This window comes from Streptomyces sp. NPDC051064 (genome assembly GCF_044455985.1).
Lineage (GTDB): Bacteria > Actinomycetota > Actinomycetes > Streptomycetales > Streptomycetaceae > Streptomyces.
Map to the genome: position 1 here is coordinate 58161 of NZ_JBITFK010000007.1, position 18563 is coordinate 76723.

An 18563-nucleotide genomic window follows, 5' to 3' on the forward strand; every position below is an offset into this window, starting at 1 on the left:
CCCGCCCGACTCCTCGGCAGGCGGGCCAGAGGGCTGCCGGCCGACCGGCGGCGCCTGGGGACACGTACGAGGCAGCACACACGGCACGAGGTGGGGGCACAGCAGCACCATGGCACAGGGCACGGTCCAGGTGACGCACACCGGCACATCGCGATGGCGGCGCCGTACGGGCGAATACGCATCCCTCACCGCAGCCCTGGAGGCCGCAGCGGACGGTGACGTCCTCACCATCGCCCCCGGCACCTACCGGGAGAATCTCGTCGTCCACCGCGCGGTGACGCTGCGCGGCCCCGAGGGATCCGCGGGTTCGGTACGGATCGCGCCGGTCGACGGTGTCCCCCTGACCGTCCGCGCCTCCGCCGTGGTCCAGGACCTGCATGTGGAGGGCCAGGACTCGGCCGCCCCCGCGCTGCTCGTCGAGGAGGGCGCCCCCGAGCTGTCGGACCTGCGCATCGTGACCAGGTCGGCCGCCGGCATGGAGGTGCGGGGCGCCGCCAGACCGACCGTGCGCCGCTGCACGGTCGACAACCCGGCCGGGGTGGGCATCGCCGTACTCGACGGCGCCGGCGGCGTGTTCGAGGAGTGCGAGATCGTCTCGGCGGGCCAGTCCGGCGTCTCGGTCCGCGACGGCGCGCGCCCCCGGCTCGAGCGCTGCCGCGTGCACCACTCGTCGGGCGCCGGGCTGAGCGTGACCGGGGAGGGCAGCGGCCTCGAGGCGGTGGGCTGCGAGGTGTACGAGATCAAGGGCAGCGGGGTGCAGGTCACCTCCCGCGGTACCGCGCACCTCACGGACTGCAGTGTGCACCGCACGTCCGCCGACGGGGTCACCCTGGACACCGACGCGGTCCTCACGCTCGCGGACTGCGACATCCACGACATCCCGGAGAACGCGGTCGACCTGCGCTCCCGTTCGGTCCTCACCCTGACCCGCTCCACCGTCCGCAGGTTCGGCCGCAACGGCCTCTCGGTCTGGGATCCCGGTACCCGCGTGGACGCCAACCAGTGCGAGATCCACGACAGTACGGGTGACTACCCGGCGGTGTGGGTCAGCGACGGGGCCACGGTGATACTCGACTCGTGCCGCGTCCATGACGTGCCCGACGCCCTCTTCGTCCTCGACCGGGGCTCACGCGCGGATGTCGTGGACAGCGATCTGACCCAGATCCGCAACACGGCGGTCTCGGTGAGCGACGGCGCCACCGCTCAGCTCGACGACTGCCGGATCCGCGAGGCCTCCACCGGAGCGTGGTTCCGGGACCACGGCAGCGGCGGCACACTGAACAACTGCACCATCGACGCGGCGCAGACCGGGGTCATCGTGACCAAGGGCGCCGACCCGACCATCGAGAGGTGCACGGTCACCTCGCCCGCGGAGGCCGGTTTCTACGTCTCCGCGGAGGGCCGGGGCACTTTCGACAGCTGCCGGGTCACGGGGAGCGACGGCTACGGCTTCCATGTGATGGACGGCTGCCGCTCGACCCTGACCCGGTGCCGGACCGAGCGGTGCGCACGCGGCGGATACGAGTTCACCGACGGCTCCGGCGGCGACGGCAGCGCCGGCGGTCCGGTGGCGCGGGACTGCACCAGCGACGAGAGCGGCCTGCGCGGCGCCACTCCCCCGCCCCCGCCGGTCCTGACGGCGACGCAGACCACGCCCGGGCTGCTGGGTGCGATGCCCGGGCAGCGGACGGCGGAGCCCGCCGCCATGCCCGCGGCGCCCGCCGAGCCGGTGCGCGACTCGGGCGCCGTGCTGGGCGAGCTCGACGCGCTGGTGGGCCTCGACAGCGTCAAGCGTGAGGTGCGGGCGCTGACCGACATGATCGAGGTGGGCCGGCGCCGTCGGCTGGCGGGTCTGAAGGCGGCGTCGGTGCGCCGGCACCTGGTCTTCACCGGCTCCCCCGGCACGGGCAAGACGACGGTGGCCCGGCTGTACGGGGAGATCCTGGCGTCGCTCGGCGTCCTGGAGCACGGCCACCTCGTGGAGGTGTCGCGCGTCGATCTGGTCGGCGAGCACATCGGGTCCACCGCCATCCGCACCCAGGAGGCGTTCGACCGGGCGCGCGGCGGGGTCCTGTTCGTCGACGAGGCGTACGCGCTCTCGCCCGAGGACTCGGGCCGCGACTTCGGCCGGGAGGCCATCGACACGCTGGTGAAGCTGATGGAGGACCACCGCGACGCCGTGGTGGTGATCGTGGCCGGGTACACGCACGAGATGGAACGCTTCCTCACCGTCAACCCCGGTGTGGCGTCCCGTTTCTCACGGACCATCACCTTCAGCGACTACGAGCCCGAGGAGCTGCTGCGGATCGTCGAGCAGCAGAGCGACGAGCACGAGTACAGCCTGGCGGAGGGGACGGGGGAAGCGCTGCTCAAGTACTTCACGGCGCTTCCCAAGGGCCCCGCCTTCGGTAACGGCCGAACGGCCCGTCAGACCTTCGAGTCGATGGTGGAGCGGCACGCGGGCCGGGTCGCCCAGCTCCCCGAACCGACCACCGAGGACCTGACCATGCTCTACCCCGAGGACCTTCCGGCGCTTCCCTGAGCGGTGCTGCCCCGGCCCTCCGCACCCGCTTGCTGGGGTACGACGGGCTCGAGCCGTTCCAGGAGCGCGGCACGCTCGACGGCGAAGACCGGGTCGGCCTGGTAGTCCGAGTGCCCGAGGATGGGCTCCGGCAGCGGGTGGTCGGCGGTGCGTCCGTAGACCAGCGGGTCCTTCAGCGGGCCCCGGTCCACTTCGTGGCCCGGCCCCTCGTCGATCCTGACGGGGCCGCCGATCGGGTCCGTCGAACGCCAGAGGTTGCGCCAGCAGTGGACGGACCGGTGCAGCCCTTCGAGGGGGAGCCGGCCGAAGTAGGCCGGGAACCATCGCCCGTACAGCCGCTCGATCGGGGAACCGTACGTGAGCAGCGCGACCCGGCGCCGGGCGGAGTCGGGGAGCTGCCACACCGCCGCCGCGGCGAGCACGCTCCCCTGGGAGTGGCCGGAGATGACGAGCCTGCCGCGGGTGCGCCCCGTCCAGGCGCACATGCGGGACGAGAGGTCCGGGACGGCCCGCTCCGCGTAGCACGGCGGTGCGAACGGATGGGCGGCACGCGGCCAGAACGTACCCACGTCCCAGAGGATGCCGATGGTGCGCCGGGCGGAGACGTCACGGTAGGCACGGCGTCCCCAGGTGACGAGCAGTATCACGCCGAAACCGGTCAGCCAGGAGCCGGTCGACTGGGCGGTCTCGGCGACCGACTCGACGAACGGCCCCGTGCCGTCCGTCGCGAGGCCGGGAACCTCGCCGGTGAGCCAGGAACCGGTCACCGCTCCGGCGCCGAGCAGCAGCGTTGCGGCGGAGAGCAGTCCGAGGATCCCGGGCGCGGAGTCGGTGAGCGCGGCGGTGGCCCGGGTGCGGGCGATCCGCCGGGTGCGTCCGGGCTCGGGGTGCTTCTCCTCGTACTCCGCCTCGACGGCGGGCCCCAGCCGGCGGGCACGGCGCACGGTGCGGACGGCCAGCCAGACGACGGGCGGGAGCAGGAGCAGCAGCAGGACCGGGATGACGGAGGCCTGCCAGCTGAGGAGCACGGGCGGCCCCTCTATGTCCGCGCCCGCACCCATGCCGGGCGTGCCGGGGCCGTCGAGCCAGTCGGCCACGCGCTGGGCGATCCCGCCGGTCATCACCCCGCCGAGCGCGCAGGCGAGCATGGCCACCGCCGGTCCGCCGAGACCGTGCAGGGTGGTGCGCGGCTCGGGGGCGCGCCGGTACAGGCTCAGGGCCACCACGGCGAGTACGGAGACGAGCAGGCCCTGGCCCAGGGCGAGCGTGCGGAAGACGGCCTCGCCGGCGAGGGCACCCGAGGACACCCAGCCGGGGCGCGACCAGCCGGCGTACACGACCGCGCCGAGCAGCAGGGCGAGGGCGGCGGCGGGCAGGAAGGTGGTGACGGCCCGGTCGAGCCGGTTGTCGAGGCGCCGCTCGCTGCGTCCCCGGTGGCAGACCACCGCGACGACGACGAGTCCGCACAGGGCGAGGACGGTCTCGAACAGGACGCCGGTGACCGGGGGTACGGGGCTGTCGGCGGCCCGGTCGTGCCGGGCGGTCGTGCTGCCGACCGCGGCCGCGACCGTGAGGAGTCCGGCAGCGGTGTGTGCCGCGCGCAGCCGGGCCACCAGCCTGCGTCCGTACCAGAAGCCGGGCCTGCCGAGGGCCGGGCGGACGACGGGGGCGCCGGACTGCGCGGCCACGTCCGTGTCCGCCTCCTCGTCCGTCTCCGCGCCGTCCGGTTCGTCCCAGGTCAGGGGGCGCTGTGACTCGTAGGCGCTCCAGGTGCGGTTGGACAGGTACCAGAGGAGTCCCACCAGGGCGGCGGGAACGAGCGCCGCGACGGCGAGGCGGCGTCCGGGCTGGGCGAACCAGCCGTCCTGCCGCGTGGAGAGGAACCCCAGCCAGGAGCGCTGCACGGAGCACTCGGGCGTCCCCGCGCACTGCCAGGCCACCAGGTCGAGGGCGACCTCGCAGGCCGCGGCGGTCAGGAGCACGGTCAGGCTGAGCGCGAGGAGCCGCACCAGCACCCCGTAGAGCCGGACCGTCCGCTTACGCCCCTGGGCGGCGGGCCGCATCCAGTGGGCGAGGTTGACCACCATGAAGGGGAGCAGCAGCAGCCACAGGGCGCGGGAGCCGTTGCCCGAGGTGAGATTGGACCAGCAGTAGGCCTCGGCGATGGGTCCGTCCCGGTGGCGCTCGGGGTGGTGTTCGGCTCCGACGTCCTCGGTGCGCCGGTGGACGGCGGCCGTGGCGTCACCGGTGATCCTCGTCGTACGCGGGTCGCCGAGCATCTCCTGCGGAGTGGTTCCGCCGACACCGTGGACGAGCAGTTCCAGTGCGACGCCGCTGCTCTGCGCGGCCTCGGCCTTGGGGGCAGGGGGCAATGTCGGTGACTCGCTCTCTGGTCCTTCCGGCTCGCGGCCGGTGGGCGGCTGTTCGTCCGGAACAAACTGGGCTGATGCGCGCGGGACGAGCTGGGCTGATGCGCAGTCACCACCATCGCCGACGGGAACCGTACGCCGCACCGGCTCTCACCGAATCTCCCCAGTGGGACGGCTCGTAAGCGTGCGTGGGAGGATGTGGGAGTCCCGCAGGACCGCTGCCGGACCGTGCGGACAGAGCGAAGGACCGGGGCCCGGCGTTGAGCGAGAATCAGAACCTGCTCGCGGAGCAGCGGCGTGCGCTCATTCTGGACGATGTGCGCAAGCGCGGCGGGGTCAGGGTCAACGAGCTGACCCGCAAGCTGAGCGTCTCCGACATGACCATCCGCCGGGACCTGGACGCACTGGCGCGCCAGGGTGTCATCGAGAAGGTCCACGGCGGAGCCGTGCCGGTCGTCGAGGCGAGCACGCACGAGCCCGGTTTCGAGGCCAAGTCGACGCTGGAGCTCAGTGCCAAGGAGGACATCGCGCGCACGGCGGCCGGGATGGCGTTGCCCGGCAGCGCGATCGCGCTCTCCGGCGGTACGACGACGTTCGCGCTGGCCAGGCATCTCCTGGACGTTCCGGGCCTGACCGTGGTGACGAATTCGGTGCGGGTGGCCGATGTGTTCCACGGCGCGCAGCGGCCGACGGCGGCGGGCGGCGCACGGGCCGGTGCGGCCACGGTGGTGCTGACCGGCGGGGTGCGTACGCCATCGGACTCGCTCGTCGGGCCGGTCGCGGACCGCGCGATCGGCTCGCTCCACTTCGACGTCCTGTTCCTCGGTGTGCACGGGATCTCGGTCGAGGCCGGTCTCTCCACGCCCAATCTCGCGGAGGCCGAGACGAACCGCCGCTTCGTGCGGGCGGCCAGGCGCGTCGTCGTGGTGGCCGACCACACCAAGTGGGGGACGGTGGGCCTGAGTTCGTTCGCGGCGCTCGACGAGGTCGACGCCTTCGTCACGGACGCGGGTCTGCCGGGCACCGTCAGGCGCGAGATCGAGGAGCACCTGCCGGGCCTGGTGGTGGCGGGCGGGCCGGCGGACGAGTAGTCCGCCGGCGGGTGCGGCCCACGCCTTCCGATCCTGGGCTCACGGGCGGCGGACGTCCTAGGATCGGACTGTGGCCGTATTCCGCATAGAGCGCTTCACTCCCCTCCCTGCCGCCGAGGCGTGGCGACGGGTGACCGACTGGGAGCGGCACGGCGGGACCGTTCCGTTCACCTCGGTCACCGTCCCCGCGGGCCTGCCCACCGGGACCGGGACGGTCTTCGTCGCCCGTACCGGCGTGGGGCCGCTGGGTTTCGACGATCCGATGGAAGTGGTGCGGTGGACCCCGCCGGCCGCCGGCCGGGCGGGGCTGTGCCGGCTGGAGAAGCGGGGTTCCCTGGTGCGCGGCCGGGCGTCGATCGACGTATGCCCGACCGGTTCGGGCTCGCATGTGATCTGGGTCGAGGAGCTGCGTGTGAGGCTGCTGCCGCGCTGGACGGATCCGCTGCTGGCCGGCGCGGGGCGGCGGGTCTTCGGCCGGGTGCTCGGCACACTGCTCGACGACTGAGGCGCGACCGCGCGCCCCGTCCCGGCGGTGCGGTGTAGCCCGAGGCACTGCTGGAGCGGGTCTGCGCCGATCTGCTGCGCCACGCGGGGGCCACCTGGGGGACGACGCCGCCCTCGTCGCGGTGGAACGGCTTCCAGGTCCGGGGCGAGCGGCGGCCGCCCGGCTCAGGCGGGCCAGGTGCCTGTGGCCAGGAAGTGGTCGATCGTCTCCGTGTACGGCCTGATGTCCAGGCCCTGGCCGCTCAGCCACTCGTCCGAGTAGTACTTGTCGAGATAGCGGTCGCCCGGGTCGCAGAAGAGCGTGACGACGCTCCCGGTGCTCCCCCGCTCCACCATCTCGGCCACCAGCTTGAAGGCGCTCCACAGCCCGGTGCCGGTCGAGCCGCCCGCCTTGCGGCCGATGGCGCGCTCCAGCACCCGGACGGCGGCGACGCTGGCCGCGTCGGGCACCTTCATCATGCGGTCGATGGCTCCGGGCACGAAGCTCGGCTCCATCCGAGGTCTGCCGATGCCTTCGATGCGTGAGCCGCAGTCGCTGGTCGCCAGCTGGTCGTGGCGGGTCCATCCGTCGAAGAAGCAGGAGTTCTCCGGGTCCGGCACGCAGATCCGTGTGTCGTGCTGCATGTAGCGGACGTAGCGCCCGATGGTCGCGGAGGTCCCGCCGGTGCCGGCGGTGGCGACGATCCAGGCGGGTTCGGGATACCGCTCCAGCCTCAGCTGCTGGTAGATGGACTCGGCGATGTTGTTGTTGCCCCGCCAGTCGGTGGCGCGCTCGGCGTAGGTGAACTGGTCCATGTAGTGACCGCCCGTCTCGGCCGCGAGGGCCGCCGACTCCTCGTACAGCCTGCGGGAGTCGTCGACGAAGTGGCACTGCCCGCCGTGGAATTCGATCAGGCGGCACTTCTCGGGGCTGGTGGTCCGGGGCATCACCGCGACGAAGGGCACACCGATCAGCTTCGCGAAGTACGCTTCCGAGACGGCCGTCGAGCCGCTGGAGGCCTCGATGACCGGTTTGCCGCGGCGGATCCAGCCGTTGCAGAGTCCGTAGAGGAAGAGGGAACGGGCCAGCCGGTGCTTGAGGCTGCCCGTCGGGTGCGTCGACTCGTCCTTGAGGTAGAGGTCGATGCCCCAGTGCTCCGGCAGCGGGAAGCGCAGGAGATGGGTGTCCGCCGAACGGTTCGCGTCCGCCTGGACCTTGCGCACCGCTTCCTTGAGCCAGGCCCGGTAGTCCGGGTCGCTCCGGTCGATGTCGACGGTCTCCATGACGCCACCGCCAGGTACGTGCTCACTGGTGTCCATCAGCGGTCTCCTTCGAGTGACGGCGGTTCTCCGTAAGGCCCACGATATTCCCCCCACCTGCACAAATGTTCACTTTGGCGACCCATAGGCCTCCCTTGGCCCGGGTGTCCCGCCGGCACGCCCGGACGCGTGCCCGATCCGGGGCCGCGGCCGGAAGCGATCGCGGTGAGGCCTGGCGTACGGGCCCTGTCCACGGGCAGAATTGCAGAAGCCGGTACAAGGGGGGCGAAGTCGCCATGGCCGAGACAGAATTCAGCCCTGCGGATTTCGGCGCGCGGGAGTTCGGCGCGGTGGAGTTCAGGGCGAGCGACGTCAGGATCCGTCGTTGGGCGCGGTCGCTGACCAGGGCCGGCCAAGTGATCGTCGAGGACGGCCGGATCGCGCTGCTGACGAGCAACGGGCGGGAGATCGCCAGTGCCCCGGTGAGCACGGTGAGCGCCGGAAAGCCGTGGTTCCTGGCCGCGGACTCGGCGGTCGCCCGGATCAACGGCGTGCGGTACCGGCTGACCATGGGCCAGCGCAACCGCAGGCCCGGCGGGGCGGCGCCGGTCCGCAGATTCCTGGAGGCGCTGCGCAGCGCCGCGGGACGGCGGGGCTGACTCTACGGGCCGGTACGGACACCGCGAGTTGCGGAGCCCAACCCCCTGAGTCACGCTGGTCACACGTCACTGATGGTGCACCGGTGGTGACAGCGAAAGCCGACCCCGCCGGGAGCCACGCAGGGCGGACCACGCATGACCAGAAACAGCAGTCAGCCATCTGCTGGATCCGTTCCTTCGTCTTCTTCCGGACCTATTTCGGGGAGTCGCAGCCGTGATCAGCGAGCCAAGCAGGCACTGCGCGGTGGAGCTCCAAGCCCTGCCGTCGCGGATCGGTCAGGTCCGCAGAATCATTTCGGCGCAACTGCGCTACTGGCATCTCGATCCTCTGATCGACCCGGCAGCGCTCGGTGTCACCGAACTGCTGACCAACGTCCACCGGCACGCACAGCCGGACAAATCATGCACCGTCGAGATCGAGCTGCTGCTCGACCGGCTGACGGTCTCCGTCCACGACCACGACCCCCGGCTGCCGACCGTGGGCGACGCCGATCAGTCCGCCACCTCCGGGCGCGGACTGGCGATGATCGCCGCGGTCAGCGAGAGCTGGGGCGTACGACCGAGCGACGGGGCGGGGAAGGTCATCTGGTTCACGCTGCCCGCACCGTCGTTCACCACCGCTCTGCCCCCTCTCCCGGTGTACGGGTCGACGACCGACGGCCCGTTCGGCTCGGACGTCGCGGGGCTCATGGAGCCGACGGCAGCACGGACGCGGGCCCGGTCGGCCGTCGTCGGCTGACGTACACCGCACACAGAGCGCGTCGGTCCTCCCGGACCGACGCGCTCCGCTCCGTTCGCGCCCGGAGCCTCACCCGCCTCCCGCGCTCACACCGGGCCGTCCTTCTCGTAACGGCCGTAGGGCTCGTCGAGGACGGAGAGCCTCCGCCAGTACTCGTCCTCGTCGATCTCACCGGCGGCGAACCGCCGGCCCAGGAGATCGATCGGCGAGTGCTCGCCCGTGGGCCCGCCCCGCCGGACGCCGTGCGGCTGCCAGGGCCCCGGGCGGCGGCTGCGCCAGACGGTGCGGCGCAGCAGCGTGATGACGCCGACGGCGACGGCCGCCCAGATGAGGGGGAAGAGGAGGATCCAGGGCCCGGGCCCTCCGTGGTTCGCCAGTGTGTTCATCTCGGTCAGCTCCTCGGTCAGCTGTTCGTCCGTGCGTTCCTGTCACCTACGAGCCTGTCTCCGGGAGGCGGCCGGAGCGTCGTACGGGCGGCGGCAGTTCGCGTACAGCGGCGGGAGTACGGCGGTGCCGGGCACCTGCTTCCGCCGGCCACCGTGGATGTTGTACCTACTGGTATGTACAGTGGGGTTCATGAGCACTCCGGACCGGTTGATCGAAGCCACCCAGGAGCTCCTGTGGGAGCGCGGCTATGTCGGCACCAGCCCCAAGGCGATCCAGCAGCGGGCCGGGGCGGGCCAGGGCAGCATGTATCACCACTTCGCGGGCAAGCCCGACCTGGCGCTCGCCGCCGTGCTCCGCACATCCGCGGAGATGCGGGAGACGGCCGGCCGCCTGCTGGACGGCCCCGGATCGGCGTACGAGCGGATCTCGGCCTATCTGCTGCGCGAGCGTGACGTGCTGCGGGGCTGCCCGGTGGGGCGGCTGACGATGGACCCCGACGTGGTGGCCAGCGACGCGCTGCGAGCACCGGTGGACGAAACGATCGGCTGGCTGCGCGGCCGGCTCGCCGAGATCCTCCAGGAGGGCCTGGACGCGGGCGAGTTCTCCCCCGGCCTCGTACCCCGGGACGTCGCGGCGGCCGTCGTGGCCACGGTCCAGGGGGGGTACGTCCTGGCCCGGGCGTCCGGATCACCGGCGGCCTTCGACTCGGCCGTCCAGGGGCTGCTCTCCCTGCTCGCCCCGCACGTCCCACCGAACCGAACAGCCTGAGGAGTACGCGATGCACGCCATGCAGTACGAGATCACCCTGCCCGCCGACTACGACATGGGGATCATCCGGGAGCGGGTCGCGACCAGGGGGCATCTCCTCGACGGTTTTCCGGGGCTCGGCCTCAAGGCGTACCTGGTCCGCGAACGCGGTGACACCTCACCGGTCAACCAGTACGCACCGCTGTATCTTTGGTCCGCCCCCGAGGGCATGAACACCTTCCTCTGGGGCCCCGGATTCCAGGGCATCGTCGACGACTTCGGCCGCCCCGAGGTGCAGCACTGGACCGGACTCCTCTTCCAGGAGGGGGCGGCCTCGGCGGCGCTCCCCCGCACCGCTGTCCGCCGCCGCGAGCGGATCGCGGACACCGCGGCCCCGGCCGTCGCGGTGGAGGCCGCGCTGGAGGAGAGCCGTCGGCTGGCCGCCACCCCCGGTGCCGTCGCCACCGCGCTGGCCGTCGATCCACGCCACTGGGAGCTGCTCCACTTCACACTCTGGGAGGACGAGCCCTCGGGCGACCCGGGCGACCGCTACGAGGTGCTGCACCTGTCGTCGCCGGAGCGTGACCGGCTGGGGTGGGGGAAGCAGTGGTGAGCCTGGTCCGCACGGTCCTCGGGGACGTCCCCGCCGGAGAGCTCGGGGTCTGCGACGCGCACGACCACCTCTTCATCCGCAGCCCGGTGCTGCCCGGGCTGGAGCTCGACGACCCGGAAGAGGCAGGCGCGCGACTGAGGAGTTTCCACGAGCTGGGCGGACGGACCGTCGTCCAGTGGACCCCGTACGGAATGGGCAGGCGGGCCGGGGACCTGGCGGCGCTCTCCCGAGCCGGCGGGACGCGGATCGTCGCGGCGACCGGGCTGCACCAAGCCGCCCATTACGCGCCCGGGTTGCTCGGCCGGATCATGCCGGAGCTGGAAGAACTGTTCGTCTCGGAGATCACGGAAGGGATCGGGGCCGCAGGAGTACGGGCGGGGCTGATCAAGGTGGCCGGGGCGTTCCACGGCATCGACGCACACGCCAGGCACACCATGACGGCTGCTGCCGGTGCCCATCGCCGTACGGGGGCTCCGATCGCCGTCCATCTGGAGATGGGCACGGGTGCGCGGGACGTACTAAATCTGCTGTGCGGGGAGCTGGGCGTGGAGCCGCGGCGGGTGATCCTCGGCCATCCGGGCCGGTTCCCGGACGGCGTCGCGCAGCTCGATGCCGCTCGGGAGGGTGTGTTCCTGGCGTTCGACGGCCCGTCCCGGGCGAATCACGCCACGGACTGGCGGCTGCCGGAGCAGCTCGCCGGGCTCGCGGAGGCCGGGTTCGGCGGGCAGTTGCTGCTCGGCGGCGACACCACGGTGCCCGGGACGCCCGGCATGCCGTATCTGCTGCGGCGGCTGCGCCCACGGCTGGCGCGGTCGCTCGGCGAGGAGCTCCTGGGGGCTGTGCTCGTGGCCAATCCCGCGCGGGCGTTCGCCCTGGCCGCGCACTGAGCGTGGCCGCGGCCCGGCCCGCCGGTCAGGCCAGTGCGGCCAGCGGGTCGTCGAGTACGGGCTGCCAGGCCAGTTCGGCCGCGCCCACCAGGCTGTTGTGGTCGAGCGTGCAGGACAGGATCGGCACGCTTCCGCTGCGCCCCCAGAGGCTGCGGTCGGCGACGACGGCCCGCAGGCGTTCGGGGTCGGCCTCCAGGAGATCGCGGTGCAGGCCGCCGAGGATGATCCGGTCCGGGTTGAGGATGTTGACCAGCCCGGCCAGGCCCAGGCCGAGACGGTCGATCAGCTCCTCGGCCGCGGCCCGCACATCGGGGTCGCCGTACTCCGTGCGGAGCAGGTCGCCGGACTGCTTGAGCAGCGACTCCTCGGGGCCGGGCTCCCGGCCCGCCGCCGTGAGGAAGGCGAGGGGGTCCGTCTCCACGTCGAGGCAGCCTCGTCCGCCGCAGTGACAGGGGCCGCCCTCAGGGTTGACGGTCAGATGCCCCACTTCCAGGGCGAGTCCCGAACTCCCGCTGTGGAGGCGGCCGTCCAGGACGAGGGCGCCCCCCACCCCCCGGTGGCCGGTGGCCACGCAGAGCAGGTGCTGGGCACCACGCCCCGCGCCGTGCCGGTGCTCGGCGAGGGCGGCGAGATTAACGTCGTTGGCGGTGAACGCGGGGCCCGTGATGCCCGCGGCGCGCACGCAGGTGGAGAAGATCTCCCGGACCGGCGCTCCGGCCGGCCAGGCGATGTGCAGCGGATTGAGGGCCGTTCCCTCCGGTTCGGCCACGGCGGAGGGCACGGCGAGCCCGGCCCCGACGCAGCGCAGCCCGGTCTCACGCAGGAGCCGGGCCCCGGCCTCGACGACCTCACCGAGGACCTGGGCGGGGTCGGCCATGACGGCGACACAGCCGGGCGCGGTGGCCACGATCCTGCCCCCGAGCCCCACGAGCGCGGCGCGGAAGCCGTCGGAGTGCACCTGGGCGGCGAGAGCCACGGGCCCGCTGTCACGGATGGACAGCCGGTGCGAGGGGCGGCCCTGCGAACCGGCGGCGGAGCCCGGGCTGGAGTCGACCTTGATGAGCCCGAGCGCCTCGAGCTCCGCGGCCACCGCGCCCGCTGTGGCACGGGTGACGCCGAGTTCGGAGGTGAGCACGGCGCGGGTGGGGGCACGCCCGGTGTGCACGAGCTCCAGGGCGGGCCCGAGCGCGCTGCGGCCCCTCTCCAACTTCGTCCGCGTGGTGGTCGACTTGCCGTTCATGGGGGCGAGTCTCCCATGATCCGGAGCCGTTGCCGACGCTCCGACGCCCCGCCCCGTTCACCGGCCGGTCACCGGCGCAGCGGCCTTGCGCGCTCCCTCCGCACGACCCTATCCTCATTTTGTGCCGCAAGTAAACAAACTGCGGACGGCCCTGCCGGGGGAACGTGGCGGAGACACCGCTCCACCTTCGCCGGCCCGCCTCCGTACCGCGCTGACCGTGTTCTTCGCCCTCGACGGGTTCCTCTTCGCCGGCTGGGTGGTCCGCATCCCGGCCATCAAGCACCGGACGGGGGCCAGCGCCTCCACCCTCGGACTCGCCCTGCTCGGCGTCTCCGCCGGTGCGGTGATCACGATGATGCTCACCGGGAGGCTGTGCCGGCGCTACGGAAGTCACGCGGTCACCGTGGTCTGCGGTGTGCTGCTGTCACTGAGCATCGCCCTTCCGGCACAGATGGGTTCGGCGCTCACCCTCGGGCTCGTGCTCCTGCTCTTCGGTGCCGCGTACGGCGGGCTGAACGTGGCGATGAACAGCGCGGCCGTCGAGTTGGTCTCCGCGTTGCGCCGCCCGGTGATGCCGAGCTTCCACGCCGCGTTCAGCTTCGGCGGCATGGCGGGCGCGGGCCTCGGCGGGCTGGTCGCGGGCAGCCTCTCGCCCGCGGCCCATCTCTTCGCCCTGACGGGCATCGGACTCCTCGTCACCGCGGTGACCGGCCCGGTGCTCCTGCGTGGCCGGCCCGCCGCGCCCCCGGTGGAACAGCGGGCGACGGACGCCCGTGAGCGGCCGAAGGGGATGAGCGCCCAGGCGCGCCGGGTCGTCGTCCTCTTCGGCGTCATCGCCCTCTGCACGGCGTACGGGGAGGGGGCACTGGCCGAGTGGGGCGCGCTGCACCTCAGCCAGGACCTGGGAGCCACCCCCGGCCTCGCCGCCGCCGGATACTCCTTGTTCGCGCTGACGATGGCCATAGGCAGGCTCAGCGGCACCGCTCTCCTCGAACGGTTCGGGCAGACCCGGACCCTGGTGGCGGGCGGGTCCACGGCCGCTGCGGGGATGCTGCTCGGCGCGCTGGCTCCGGCCGTCTGGCTCGTACTGCTCGGCTTCGCCGTGGCCGGTCTGGGACTGGCCAACATATTTCCCGTCGCGGTCGGCCGGGCGGGCGCGCTGGCGGGGCCCAGCGGGGTGGCCGCGGCGTCCACCCTCGGCTACGGCGGGATGCTCCTGGGGCCGCCGGTGATCGGCTTCCTCGCCGACTGGATCTCCCTCCCGGTGGCCCTCACCACGGTGACGCTGCTCGCCGCCACGGCGGCGGTGCTGGGCGGTGTCGCCCGCAACGGGAGCGAACACCTGAGCGGTTGAGTAGCCGTACTCAGGCACCACCGGCTCCCCCGGCGCAGGATGGAGGCATCAGCCATCCACGGGAGCGGGACATGAGTCATCAGGTGACGAACAGCCGGCGGCTGTGCACGCCGGCACGACTGACCTTCGGCAACACGGCTTCGCGGATCTACCTCGGTCTCGTGCTGGCGGCCTCGGTGTTCGTCGCGGTGGACACGCTGTTCGTGTCCCAGGAGGACGCCTCGTTCGCCGGTGTCTGGGTGTTCTTCCTCGCCGCCCCGACCGTGTTCGTGTTCCTCCTCGGCAGCTCGATGGCCGGCGCGGACGCCGGGGGCCCCGCCTGGTTCACCTATCTCGCGCTGGTCGTGTCGGTGCTCGTGCAGGCCTGTGCGCTGGGCTGGTTCTCACGGCTGCTGCTCCGCGCGCCCCGCCGGGACGGTTCGGCGCATCCCCAGGGCGTCTGACACCGCTCTGGCACAATCACCGGTGTGGAGACCTCCGAGCACCTGACAGCCCTCACCGCTGAAGGCCACGCACTCGCCCGGGCCGCACGCGAGGCAGGGACGGACGCCCCGGTCCCGACCTGCCCGGGATGGCGGGTGCGCGATCTTCTCAAGCACACCTGCATGGTGCATCGCTGGGCCACCGCGTTCGTCGTCGACGGGCACCGGACGTACCGCCCGGCGGCCGAGGAGCCCGACCTGGACGGCGACGCACTGCTCGACCGTTTCACACAGGGCCACCGCATGCTTGTCGACGCGCTCCGGACCGCACCGGACGGCCTGGAGTGCTGGACGGTCTTTCCCTCGCCGGTCTCGCTCGCGTTCTGGGCGCGCCGGCAGGCGCACGAGACCAGGATCCACCGGGTGGACGCGGAGTCGGCGCGGGGCGGCCCCCTCACCTCCGTGGCACCGCCGCACGCGGTGGACGGCATCGACGAACTGCTGGCCGGCTTCCACGCCCGCGCCAAGAGCCGTGTCCGTACGGAGTCCCCACGCACTCTCCGGGTCCGGGCCGTGGACACGGACGCGGTGTGGACCGTAGGTCTGTCGGCCGATCCGCCGCTCACGGTGCGCGGAGCCGCCGCCCTGGAGACACCCGCCGACTGCACGCTCAGCGGCACGGCCGAGGAGCTCTACCTGGGGCTGTGGAACCGCGCCCCGCTGTCGTCCGTCGGCTTGTCCGGGGACCCAGGGGTCGTCGCGCTGTGGGTGGAGAACTCCGCTGTCGTCTGGTCGTGAGCGGGGGCCGGGTTCGCTCAGACCCCCGGCCGGTCCGCTTCCCGGTCCTGTCCGGCGCCAGGGCGGTTCAGCATCCGGGACAGCACAGCCCGCTGAAGGGGCCTGGCCTCGGTATGGCGGGCCCGGCCGGTTTCCGTCAGCTCGACACGCACACCGCGGCGGTCCTCGCTGCACATCGCCCGGCGCACGAGGCCGTCCCTCTCGAGCCGCGCGACGAGACGCGACAGCGCGCTCTGGCTGAGATGGACCCGGGAAGCGATCACCTGAACACGGAGGCAGCCGTCGCCGTCCTCCGCACCGGCTTCCGCGAGGATGTCCAGGACCTCGAAGTCACTGGCTCCCAGGCCGTGCCGGTCCAGCGCCCGGTCCAGCTCACCCAGGGTCCTGGCGTGCAGTGCGAGCATCTCGCGCCACTCGCCGACGAGCGCCTGCTCGGACTTCTTCGCTGCCATGGCCGCACGCTAGCAGAGGCGCGAACCATTCATGCACACACATAAAATGCATACGCATCAGAACATTCCGAGGTCGGGTCCGAGGGTGGCGGGAAGCGGCGAGAAGACGCGGGAAGCTGCGGAAATCGCGCGGAAACGCATCCTTGCCGTCGGCCACGGCTCCTGTGACACTTCGGACATGTCGCGACGCACTCAGGCGGAACGGGACGCCATGACCCTGGAGATCGGCTACGCCCTGGTCAGCGGAGTCGTGGTGGCCGCGGCCACCTTCGCCGGGGTCTGCCTCCCCGCGCTGCTCCTCCAACTGCCGGCCGGTGCGGAACGCGTGCTGTTCCGGGTGGGTGCCGTGCTCGGCGCGCTGGTGTTCGCCCTCCGGGTGGTGCACGTGCTCCGCCACTTCCCCCGCGCGGCCGAGGAGCGGCGCCTGCCGGCCGTTCAGCCGAGCCAGCCGGGCCGCACGAGCCCCGACTCGTAGGCCAGTACGACGAGTTGCGCCCTGTCCCGGGTACCCAGCTTGACCATGGCCCGGCTGACGTGGGTCTTCGCCGTGAGCGGGCTGACGACGAGCCTGCGGGCGATCTCCTCGTTGGAGAGGCCGATACCGACCAGGGCCATGACTTCCCGCTCACGTTCGGTCAGTTCGTCCAGGACCGTCGCCGCCGCGGGCGCCTTGGAGCGGGCCGCGAACTCCGCGATCAGCCGCCGGGTGACTCCCGGCGACAGCAGGGCGTCCCCGGCCACCACCGCACGGACCGCGCGCAGCAGTTCGTCCGGTTCGGTGTCCTTGACCAGGAATCCGGAGGCTCCGGACCGGATCGCCTCGAAGACGTACTCGTCGAGTTCGAAGGTGGTGAGCATGACCACCTTCACGTCGTGGAGGACCGGGTCGTCGGTGATCGCCCGCGTCGCCGCCAGACCGTCCAGCTTCGGCATCCGGATGTCCATGAGCACGGCGTCGGGGCGCAGTTCGCGCACGAGGCGTACGGTCTCCGCCCCGTCGGCGGCCTCACCGGCCACCTCGATGTCCGGCTGGGCGTCCAGAAGCGCCCGGAACCCTGCCCGGACCAGCAACTGGTCGTCGGCGAGCAGTACGCGGATCACGTCGTCCCCTCCGTTCCCGTCTCGTCCCGTGCGGCGGTACCGCCCCGGCCGGGCCGCAGCGGGAGTTCCGCCGTGACGCGGAATCCGCCGTCGGGACGGGGCCCCGCGTCGATCGTGCCCCCCAGGGCCGCGGCCCGCTCCCGCATGCCGATGAGTCCGTTGCCGCTGCCTCCGGCGTCGTCGCCCGTGGCCGGCCCCTCGTCGTCGACCAGCAGTCCGAGGTGTTCGCTCCCGTACGCGATCCGGACACTCGCGGTACGCGATCCGGAGTGCCGCACCACATTCGTCAGAGCCTCCTGCACGATGCGGAAGGCGGCGAGGTCGGTACCGGGCGGAACAGGCCCCCGTGCGCCGTCCGTTTCGACGGTCACGGTGAGCCCCGCGCCTGCGGCCTGGTCGACCAGCTCGGGCAGGCGGTCGAGGCCTGGGGCCGGGGCCCGGGGGGCGTCGCCGGGGGCCCGGAGGTTCTCCAGCACCTGGCGCACCTCGCCGAGTGCCTCCTTGCTGGCGGACTTGATCGTGGTGAGTGCCGTACGGGCCTGTTCGGGATCGGAGTCGAGCAGGGCCAGCCCGACCCCGGCCTGCACGTTGATGACGGAAATGCTGTGGGCCAGGACGTCGTGGAGTTCGCGGGCCATGCGCAGCCGCTCCTCGTCGGCCCGCCGCTTCTCCGCGGCCTCCCGCTCCGCCCTGGCCGCGGCCCACTGCTCACGGCGCACGCGGAGGAGTTCGGCCGCGGCGACGACGGCCACGACCCAGGCGGTGATGAACGCCTCCTGGCCCCAGGGCGCCGGGCCGTCGCCGTCCGGCGGCAGCCATCGGTACAGCCAGTGCACGACCAGCAGGTGCCCCGCCCACAGGGTGCCCAGTGACCACCATGCCGCCTTGCGGTGCCCCGACACGATGGCGCTGAAGCAGCCGACGGCGACGGCGAGGAAGACCGGGCCGTACGGATACCCGAGGCCGAGATAGACGAGCGTGGCGGCGGACGTGCCGGCCACCGCGACGACAGGGCGGCGGTGGCGCACGAGCAGCACGGCGACCGCGGCGAAGAGCAGCAGCCGGGCGACGAGGCCGAGCGGTTCGCGGTCCTGGCCGTGCGCGGCGACAGTGGTGCCCACCATCACGATCACGCCGACCACGACGGTCGACGGCCATGGCAGCCGGTCGCCGCGCCGTCCCCGGCCGGTGAACCTCCCCAGGCCGCCCGGCCCCTCCCCGCCGCCGTACCTTCCGCGCCCCGGGGGGGTGCGGCCGGCCCGTCGGCCTCCCGGCCCCCGGCGGGGGCCGGCCGCCGCACTCGGGTGCGCTCGCCGATCCTGCATACCGGCCACGCTAGACGCGCGGACCCCCGGCGCACGTCAGCCGGGCGTGGTGATCCTGCGTACTCCCCGCGGAGTACCCGTCCGGGGGCGCCAC

General features: G+C 72.7%; 19 protein-coding genes. 12 read left to right on the forward strand and 7 right to left on the reverse strand.

Features of this window, described 5'->3' with window-relative positions; translation table 11 throughout:
• Nucleotides 1-109: 109 nt before the first annotated feature.
• Nucleotides 110-2542 carry a right-handed parallel beta-helix repeat-containing protein gene (locus tag ACIBCU_RS24655; RefSeq protein WP_399234017.1) on the forward strand — a complete coding sequence of 811 codons (2433 nt, stop codon included), beginning with the start codon at nucleotides 110-112 and terminating at the stop codon, nucleotides 2540-2542.
• On the opposite strand, the gene ACIBCU_RS24660 is transcribed toward ACIBCU_RS24655, so the two are convergent.
• Nucleotides 2512-4914 (reverse strand): hypothetical protein, encoded by a 2403-nt coding sequence (locus ACIBCU_RS24660; RefSeq protein ID WP_399234019.1) that lies wholly within the window; start codon nucleotides 4912-4914, stop codon nucleotides 2512-2514. The two genes, ACIBCU_RS24655 and ACIBCU_RS24660, sit on opposite strands and share 31 nt — an antisense overlap.
• Nucleotides 4915-5171: 257 nt before the next feature.
• On the opposite strand from ACIBCU_RS24660, the gene ACIBCU_RS24665 reads away from it, so the two are divergent.
• A complete protein-coding gene (locus ACIBCU_RS24665) occupies nucleotides 5172-6002 on the forward strand; it encodes a DeoR/GlpR family DNA-binding transcription regulator (protein WP_362929774.1) in 831 nt (276 codons plus the stop codon).
• A gap of 70 nt (nucleotides 6003-6072) precedes the next feature.
• A complete protein-coding gene (locus ACIBCU_RS24670) occupies nucleotides 6073-6507 on the forward strand; it encodes an SRPBCC family protein (RefSeq protein ID WP_362929776.1) in 435 nt (144 codons plus the stop codon).
• 164 nt (nucleotides 6508-6671) lie between these two features.
• On the opposite strand, the gene ACIBCU_RS24675 is transcribed toward ACIBCU_RS24670, so the two are convergent.
• Nucleotides 6672-7805 carry a PLP-dependent cysteine synthase family protein gene (locus tag ACIBCU_RS24675; RefSeq protein WP_362929778.1) on the reverse strand — a complete coding sequence of 378 codons (1134 nt, stop codon included), beginning with the start codon at nucleotides 7803-7805 and terminating at the stop codon, nucleotides 6672-6674.
• 236 nt (nucleotides 7806-8041) lie between these two features.
• Between ACIBCU_RS24675 and ACIBCU_RS24680 the strand changes: the two genes are divergently transcribed.
• On the forward strand, nucleotides 8042-8404 hold the full coding sequence (locus tag ACIBCU_RS24680) for a hypothetical protein (RefSeq protein WP_362929780.1): 363 nt from the start codon (nucleotides 8042-8044) through the stop codon (nucleotides 8402-8404).
• Nucleotides 8405-8618: 214 nt separating this feature from the next.
• Nucleotides 8619-9143: an ATP-binding protein gene (locus ACIBCU_RS24685; RefSeq protein WP_362929782.1), complete on the forward strand. Its 525-nt coding sequence runs from the start codon at nucleotides 8619-8621 to the stop codon at nucleotides 9141-9143.
• Between the two features lie 86 nt (nucleotides 9144-9229).
• On the opposite strand, the gene ACIBCU_RS24690 is transcribed toward ACIBCU_RS24685, so the two are convergent.
• Complete coding sequence (locus ACIBCU_RS24690) at nucleotides 9230-9529, reverse strand: SHOCT domain-containing protein (protein WP_399234022.1); 300 nt, start codon at nucleotides 9527-9529, stop codon at nucleotides 9230-9232.
• A gap of 190 nt (nucleotides 9530-9719) precedes the next feature.
• On the opposite strand from ACIBCU_RS24690, the gene ACIBCU_RS24695 reads away from it, so the two are divergent.
• The 3 genes from ACIBCU_RS24695 to ACIBCU_RS24705 are packed head-to-tail and all read left to right on the forward strand — an operon-like array spanning nucleotide 9720 to nucleotide 11777.
• Nucleotides 9720-10298: a TetR/AcrR family transcriptional regulator gene (locus tag ACIBCU_RS24695; protein ID WP_399234024.1), complete on the forward strand. Its 579-nt coding sequence runs from the start codon at nucleotides 9720-9722 to the stop codon at nucleotides 10296-10298.
• A gap of 10 nt (nucleotides 10299-10308) precedes the next feature.
• Entirely contained in the window at nucleotides 10309-10890 is a 582-nt protein-coding gene (locus ACIBCU_RS24700) for a DUF4865 family protein (RefSeq protein ID WP_399234026.1), read from the forward strand.
• Entirely contained in the window at nucleotides 10884-11777 is an 894-nt protein-coding gene (locus ACIBCU_RS24705; protein WP_399234028.1) for a phosphotriesterase, read from the forward strand. Before ACIBCU_RS24700 ends, ACIBCU_RS24705 begins: the two co-directional genes overlap by 7 nt.
• Nucleotides 11778-11802: 25 nt before the next feature.
• On the opposite strand, the gene ACIBCU_RS24710 is transcribed toward ACIBCU_RS24705, so the two are convergent.
• Nucleotides 11803-13017 carry an ROK family protein gene (locus tag ACIBCU_RS24710; protein WP_362929792.1) on the reverse strand — a complete coding sequence of 405 codons (1215 nt, stop codon included), beginning with the start codon at nucleotides 13015-13017 and terminating at the stop codon, nucleotides 11803-11805.
• A 121-nt stretch (nucleotides 13018-13138) separates the two neighbouring features.
• Between ACIBCU_RS24710 and ACIBCU_RS24715 the strand changes: the two genes are divergently transcribed.
• The 3 genes from ACIBCU_RS24715 to ACIBCU_RS24725 all read left to right on the forward strand — a co-directional run bounded on the left by ACIBCU_RS24715 (nucleotide 13139) and on the right by ACIBCU_RS24725 (nucleotide 15591).
• Entirely contained in the window at nucleotides 13139-14371 is a 1233-nt protein-coding gene (locus ACIBCU_RS24715; protein ID WP_399234030.1) for an MFS transporter, read from the forward strand.
• A gap of 71 nt (nucleotides 14372-14442) precedes the next feature.
• Nucleotides 14443-14814: an SCO4225 family membrane protein gene (locus ACIBCU_RS24720; protein WP_399234032.1), complete on the forward strand. Its 372-nt coding sequence runs from the start codon at nucleotides 14443-14445 to the stop codon at nucleotides 14812-14814.
• A 24-nt stretch (nucleotides 14815-14838) separates the two neighbouring features.
• A complete protein-coding gene (locus ACIBCU_RS24725; RefSeq protein ID WP_399234034.1) occupies nucleotides 14839-15591 on the forward strand; it encodes a maleylpyruvate isomerase family mycothiol-dependent enzyme in 753 nt (250 codons plus the stop codon).
• A 17-nt stretch (nucleotides 15592-15608) separates the two neighbouring features.
• On the opposite strand, the gene ACIBCU_RS24730 is transcribed toward ACIBCU_RS24725, so the two are convergent.
• Complete coding sequence (locus ACIBCU_RS24730; protein WP_399234036.1) at nucleotides 15609-16043, reverse strand: MarR family winged helix-turn-helix transcriptional regulator; 435 nt, start codon at nucleotides 16041-16043, stop codon at nucleotides 15609-15611.
• Nucleotides 16044-16221: 178 nt separating this feature from the next.
• Here ACIBCU_RS24730 and ACIBCU_RS24735 point away from each other — a divergent pair, with 178 nt between their 5' ends.
• Nucleotides 16222-16518, forward strand: a complete 297-nt coding sequence (locus ACIBCU_RS24735; protein ID WP_362929802.1) for a DUF6332 family protein — start codon at nucleotides 16222-16224, stop codon at nucleotides 16516-16518.
• On the opposite strand, the gene ACIBCU_RS24740 is transcribed toward ACIBCU_RS24735, so the two are convergent.
• Entirely contained in the window at nucleotides 16479-17144 is a 666-nt protein-coding gene (locus ACIBCU_RS24740) for a response regulator (RefSeq protein WP_399234038.1), read from the reverse strand. The two genes, ACIBCU_RS24735 and ACIBCU_RS24740, sit on opposite strands and share 40 nt — an antisense overlap.
• Nucleotides 17141-18469: a sensor histidine kinase gene (locus ACIBCU_RS24745; RefSeq protein ID WP_399234040.1), complete on the reverse strand. Its 1329-nt coding sequence runs from the start codon at nucleotides 18467-18469 to the stop codon at nucleotides 17141-17143. Before ACIBCU_RS24745 ends, ACIBCU_RS24740 begins: the two co-directional genes overlap by 4 nt.
• Nucleotides 18470-18563: the final 94 nt, after the last annotated feature.

Excerpts from the sequence above, each read along its gene's own strand:
- ACIBCU_RS24655 (WP_399234017.1), top strand. The coding sequence starts at position 110 with ATGGCACAGGGCACGGTCCAGGTGACGCACACCGGCACATCGCGATGG.
- ACIBCU_RS24675 (WP_362929778.1), bottom strand. The coding sequence starts at position 7,805 with ATGGACACCAGTGAGCACGTACCTGGCGGTGGCGTCATGGAGACCGTC.
- ACIBCU_RS24680 (WP_362929780.1), top strand. The coding sequence starts at position 8,042 with ATGGCCGAGACAGAATTCAGCCCTGCGGATTTCGGCGCGCGGGAGTTC.
- ACIBCU_RS24690 (WP_399234022.1), bottom strand. The coding sequence starts at position 9,529 with ATGAACACACTGGCGAACCACGGAGGGCCCGGGCCCTGGATCCTCCTC.
- ACIBCU_RS24695 (WP_399234024.1), top strand. The coding sequence starts at position 9,720 with ATGAGCACTCCGGACCGGTTGATCGAAGCCACCCAGGAGCTCCTGTGG.
- ACIBCU_RS24700 (WP_399234026.1), top strand. The coding sequence starts at position 10,309 with ATGCACGCCATGCAGTACGAGATCACCCTGCCCGCCGACTACGACATG.
- ACIBCU_RS24710 (WP_362929792.1), bottom strand. The coding sequence starts at position 13,017 with ATGAACGGCAAGTCGACCACCACGCGGACGAAGTTGGAGAGGGGCCGC.
- ACIBCU_RS24720 (WP_399234032.1), top strand. The coding sequence starts at position 14,443 with ATGAGTCATCAGGTGACGAACAGCCGGCGGCTGTGCACGCCGGCACGA.
- ACIBCU_RS24730 (WP_399234036.1), bottom strand. The coding sequence starts at position 16,043 with ATGGCAGCGAAGAAGTCCGAGCAGGCGCTCGTCGGCGAGTGGCGCGAG.
- ACIBCU_RS24735 (WP_362929802.1), top strand. The coding sequence starts at position 16,222 with ATGTCGCGACGCACTCAGGCGGAACGGGACGCCATGACCCTGGAGATC.
- ACIBCU_RS24745 (WP_399234040.1), bottom strand. The coding sequence starts at position 18,469 with ATGCAGGATCGGCGAGCGCACCCGAGTGCGGCGGCCGGCCCCCGCCGG.